General features: G+C 53.7%; 3 protein-coding genes and 1 pseudogene. 2 read left to right on the top strand and 2 right to left on the bottom strand.

Annotated elements, in window-relative coordinates; translation table 11 throughout:
- Positions 1 to 385: 385 nt before the first annotated feature.
- A complete protein-coding gene (locus ACR3FF_RS25710; RefSeq protein WP_458190943.1) occupies positions 386 to 2137 on the bottom strand; it encodes a transposase in 1752 nt (583 codons plus the stop codon).
- Positions 2138 to 2610: 473 nt separating this feature from the next.
- On the opposite strand from ACR3FF_RS25710, the gene ACR3FF_RS25705 reads away from it, so the two are divergent.
- Entirely contained in the window at positions 2611 to 3102 is a 492-nt protein-coding gene (locus ACR3FF_RS25705) for an Lrp/AsnC family transcriptional regulator (protein ID WP_458190942.1), read from the top strand.
- A gap of 402 nt (positions 3103 to 3504) precedes the next feature.
- Here ACR3FF_RS25705 and ACR3FF_RS25700 read toward each other — a convergent pair whose 3' ends face one another.
- Positions 3505 to 4296, bottom strand: coding sequence for a hypothetical protein (locus ACR3FF_RS25700; protein WP_458190941.1), 792 nt, complete (start codon positions 4294 to 4296; stop codon positions 3505 to 3507).
- A 384-nt stretch (positions 4297 to 4680) separates the two neighbouring features.
- Between ACR3FF_RS25700 and ACR3FF_RS25695 the strand changes: the two are divergent.
- A pseudogene (locus tag ACR3FF_RS25695) lies at positions 4681 to 4863 on the top strand (transposase); the annotation flags it as partial.

Below are 4863 nucleotides of genomic sequence, written 5' to 3'. Positions count from 1 at the left end.
TCGGTTCGGTTCTCTCCATCTGTGGACTCTAGTTCTCCTTCACTCAGCTACTACACCAGCGTTCACTCTGGTCATCCGTGACTCAGCACAGCTCACGAAGCGACGCTCGGGAAGTACCGTTGATCCCAGTCGATGAACCCGCGATCTGCTAACTTCGGGAGATGGATGTGCTGCATCGCAATTGTCTGCACGTTTTCGGGATATAGAGGTCCTACAAACGAATATCGATAGAATCAAACGCAATCTGAGGAGTGATCGGGGTCGATCTCTCTTTCCATCGCTAGCTGATGGGAAAAGACGGCTCGATTGGGAGACAGCAGCCGAATTCACGTGCAGGACGCGAGTCCTGCGGCTTGCCGCAGGCGAGCGCAAGGCGAGTGTTTCCTCATCCACCCTCTCGGAGTGACTGGCCGACCGCCCGGACGAACGTCCTGGCGGTCACGACCGGTGGCGATCTGATCTCCTGACCCATGCCAACTTTCACCAGAAAGTCGGTGAGCCGCCAGAGATTGTACAGCAGTGCTGCAAACGTAAAGTTGAACAACCGGACTCGGTAATCCTTCGACGAGGTCTTCGGAAGGAACGCCTTCACCGACTTGTACTGATTCTCAATGTCCCAGCGGCGGCTGTAGCTGTTGGTCACGTGCGCGATCTCGTCGGGAGCGACGTGATCGCGGTTGGTGACGAACACGGCGTAGTTCCCTTCCTCGTCGTCACTGGTCGCTGGAACGTACAGATACTCGGCAGTGTGATCGACGTCGCCGTCAATCCCGACGGGGACGTCGTGGTTGACAGCGGCGTCAACGCCGTCTTTGCTCTTGATTTGCTTAATCGCCCGGTAATCCGGCTCGTATCTCGGTACTGGCATCGTGTACAGCAAGCCACGACCGTCGATCTCGGCACGAACTCCCTTGGTGTAGAAGTCACTGTCCAACAGGACTTCGTCGAGATCAACGTACTGCTGGGCTCTCGAAAGCAGACGAGCAACCACGTCTGCTTTCGAATCAGCCGGTGTGTCGGCTGGTTCCCACCCTGAGTGCTCTTTGACCGGCTCAATACCGAGGATGATCGGGACGTCGTTCCCGACGATCGTGATCGTCGCGAACGTATAGCCGTGTTTCAGTTCGCCATCATCCACATAGCCGCTTACCATTGGCGGGTACTCTGCTTTCGGAATCTGGTCGTCTTTGTCGATCCACGGCCAGACGTGGTAGGGCACGTGTGTGAAGTCGACGGCCGCCACGACGTGGCGGTCGTCGAACGGGTCTTCATGACGGATCGTTTGGAGGATATTTTCCGTCGCAGTATCAAACGCGTTCATGAGGTGTTCGCAGAACACCTCCGTGAACGCCACGATGTCCTCGATCTGTAACTCCTGGAGTGATACGGGCACCTCCTGATCAGCCGGCAGTGCGAAACGCTTGATCACACGCAGGAACGTCGAGTCATCACAAATATCGTTCTCGTCGAGAAACCACCCAGCTTCGCCCTCTGAATGAGCACTGCCTTGCGTGAGGCACGCCGAGGAGAACAGATCGAGGATCTGTTCATCCTCGTAGACTCTATTGTCGGCTCTGTTGGAGTCAAACTCGCCGAAGGCGTGCCTTCGGGCGAGTTCGACGATCTTGCTGCCGTGCTCACGCACGTGTGCGCGAGACATCGTGTCAACATCTTCATCGTCAGCGGTATTGTCTTCGTCCAGATCGAGAGGAACCAGTGCGTCAGAAATGACGTTGTGGTCGCGTGCTTCAAGCGCGATGCCTGTTGCAGCGGCGTCAAGCGTGACCTTGGTCCGTTCACTGAACTGTTCCCACGCGTAGGAGATGTTCTGTTGAGTCGGTTGCTTCTCCAAACCCAGTCCTTTGAGGAGCGCTGGTCGGTTCTGGAGGCGATCTGCGACCTCGCTCTGGGCGAGGTCGTAGATCGTTTGATAGATGTAGACCCGTGCCATCGACTCCGTATCGAAGGTCACCTTGTGCTGCTGGCGGTTGTCGGTAAGTGGCTCAGTCGGGATTGAGACGTCAGAAAGGACACGCCAGAGGTGATCAGCGGTTTCACAAAGTTTCTGGGCGTGAACGACGATCGTCCCCGCTAGGGCGGGGGCGTCGTCGACCGCGGGTGTGATTTCGGCTTGCATCGTGTCCTGAACACGAGTCAGGAGCGCTATCAGCGCTTCACATTAGTCGTCGAAACGACTGATTCAGAACCATCGGTGAACAATGTCGACCACAGCGGTAGCAACCGTTGTTCTTTCAAGATATCAATACTCTAGTGGTTTGTAGAACTTGAGATCCCGAACTTGTGTTGTCTGGGGTTGGTCTCCTCCGTCTGTCTCCACAATAGCCGTGGAACCAGTGGGTATGGTTTGTGGGGCATTGTCAACTAAGGCAAGCAGCACTCGCCGTCGGTGGTGATTCGAGAGGATTGAGAGTTGCTTCTCGAGCGTCATAGATCCAAAATTTGGTATCTACTCACATACGGTTAAACAGCCCTCATTTTACAGATTCGCCTTCGTTTGAGGAACTGAGTGAATCATCTGCAACTGAGTCGGTGAGGGACAATTCACCCATTTCCTCATAACTATTTACTTCACTAGACCGATTCTTACGTATGGGCCGAACACTTGACAACGTGGATCGTGGCATCCTGTATCACCTCCAGCGTGATGCACGCAACACGACGACCCAAGAGATCGCCGAAACCGTGGGTGTTTCAGCGAGTACCGTCCGGAACCGGATCGAAGCGCTCGAAGACGATGGGATCATCAAGGGCTATCATCCTGAAATCGACTACGAGGCAGCAAATCTCCCGCTTCGTGTCCTGTTCGTCTGTACTGTGCCAGCAACTGAGCGCGCCACATACGTCCAGCAACTGCTTGAGATACAGGGTGTCGTCGATGCGCGTGAGATGCTTGTCGGCAAACGGAATATCTACGTCGAAGTCGTGGGAACGAGTACAAAAGATATCACGCGCATCACGGACACACTCCACGAATCAGGGATCTCGATCGAGAGTTCCGAGATCATGCGTGAGCGGCATATGCAGCCATTCGACCATTTTCACTTTAGCGAAGCGGATGTCGACGAGCAGCGCGAGAGTTAATCGTCAGTGCAATCGATTGCGATTTTCTCATTTTCAATTGCATATTTTGTGATTATCGTACATAATCATGTTCAAAGACGATGTTTTGCGGCCTCAGTTGGCCATTTCGCAATATAGCAATAATAGTATGAGAAATTGTTATAGGCACTGTCTAGTTAAGCGATTCTGTTGTAGAGTGGCGTTTCAACGTCTCTCCCGTGAGTGGCCAACGAATCTCCTCGTCTCATCATGACGAGGTTTTTTGGTGACGCAATTGAATTCAATCTTCTCACGGTGCAGGCGATCTCACTCTCAAGAGTCAGTTACTTACGAACAGTGCATAAAATCTCCTCAATCGTACCGCTGTCGCTTTGTTTTCCTTATCTAGACAGTGCCTCCTTCTCTGAAGTGCTTGTAAGCCTATCAATCGTTTCGAGCTTCGCCGTCCGACCACCTGTCCTCTGCCTTGACCGGAGCAACGGCACGAGCCAGTTGCTCATCAGTATAGTCATGATTCTCCAACTTCATACTCCGAAGACGCCATCGGCGACTGAGTTCCGGTTCCTCTTCAGGGCCGACCCGGGCTCCATGCGTTCTGAAGTAGGCACTGCCGCGGCCACGCTTCTTTCCTTCGTATGTATGCTGGTCGAACGCGACATCGTACTTCCCATCTATCTCGAGATCGTCCGCTGGGTGATCAAAGCGGGGTTTTCGTCCCTCTTCATACGCGGTAGCACGTTCGACCGATAGCTCACTAAAATAATCGTCTGCATGTGCGGACTCTCGCGAAGAGGTCGCCCTAGCCGCCGCTAGCGCAGCGTGCACCGCACACAGCCGCCCCCGCCAGGAATCTTCCGACCAGCGCTCACGTGACAATTCCTCGTAACGGTCTATCGTGAGTGCCACTTCGTGACCAGCCCGTAGGTCCTCGACTACGTACAAGTTAATTCGATCCCAAAAATTCCATGCATAGCCCGATCGCACAAGCTCCCAGGCAGCCCACGCCGCGGTCTCCTCGTCAGAACGTCTGACCGCCTTTTGAAGCAAGCTGGAAATGGTATACCGGTTCACCCCGGACTTGGTCTCGTTCTCGCCGCACTCATCGCCGAAATCGTTCGTCGTCGCTCCCTCCCCGTTGTCAGTCTTGTTTGCCGCTTCGTTGTCGGTTCGCAATTCCCCATCAGATCCGAACGTGGCCTGTTTCTTCTCGTCCATACGGAGGTCTCACGTCTAGCGGATAAAATAAGTGGGCAAATCAAGCGCCGACGACCGGATGAGATTCGCTGAATGATACAATACATCACCTGAAATCTTGGTATCGAATAATGGCGCATAGATTGAGACGTGGGTCCCGGGTTGTTGCACTTTCCCTTAATATGCGGCAGTGATCGAATCAACACCACCTAAAGCACAATTGCATGTTACAAGCCCTCTAACCAGCAAATTCCGCTATTTAGAATCTCATAGATCATATGTCGCCACATCAAAGCTGAGCCCGGGGAAGTCCACAGGTTTGGAGGATGGAAAAATACAAACCACTAGATCGGATATACGACTGGATTTCGTCACGTTCAGTCGGTTCTGGCGTCGTCATCTGGTATGACGACGCCGAAAACCGAAGACGCGGTGGACGTCCTGGTCGAGCAAGCTGAATCTCTCTGTACGGTTCACGACCATATCACCCGCGTTATTGCCGATCTCGACATATCCGAAGAGGAGTTCTCTGACCAGTATTCGCATGCCAGCACGACCGACTTCGCGTTCGAGTCGGTCGTGCGTATG

The sequence above is a fragment of the Haladaptatus ordinarius genome, from assembly GCF_054177595.1.
This window is presented reverse-complemented; position numbering and strand designations above follow the sequence as displayed.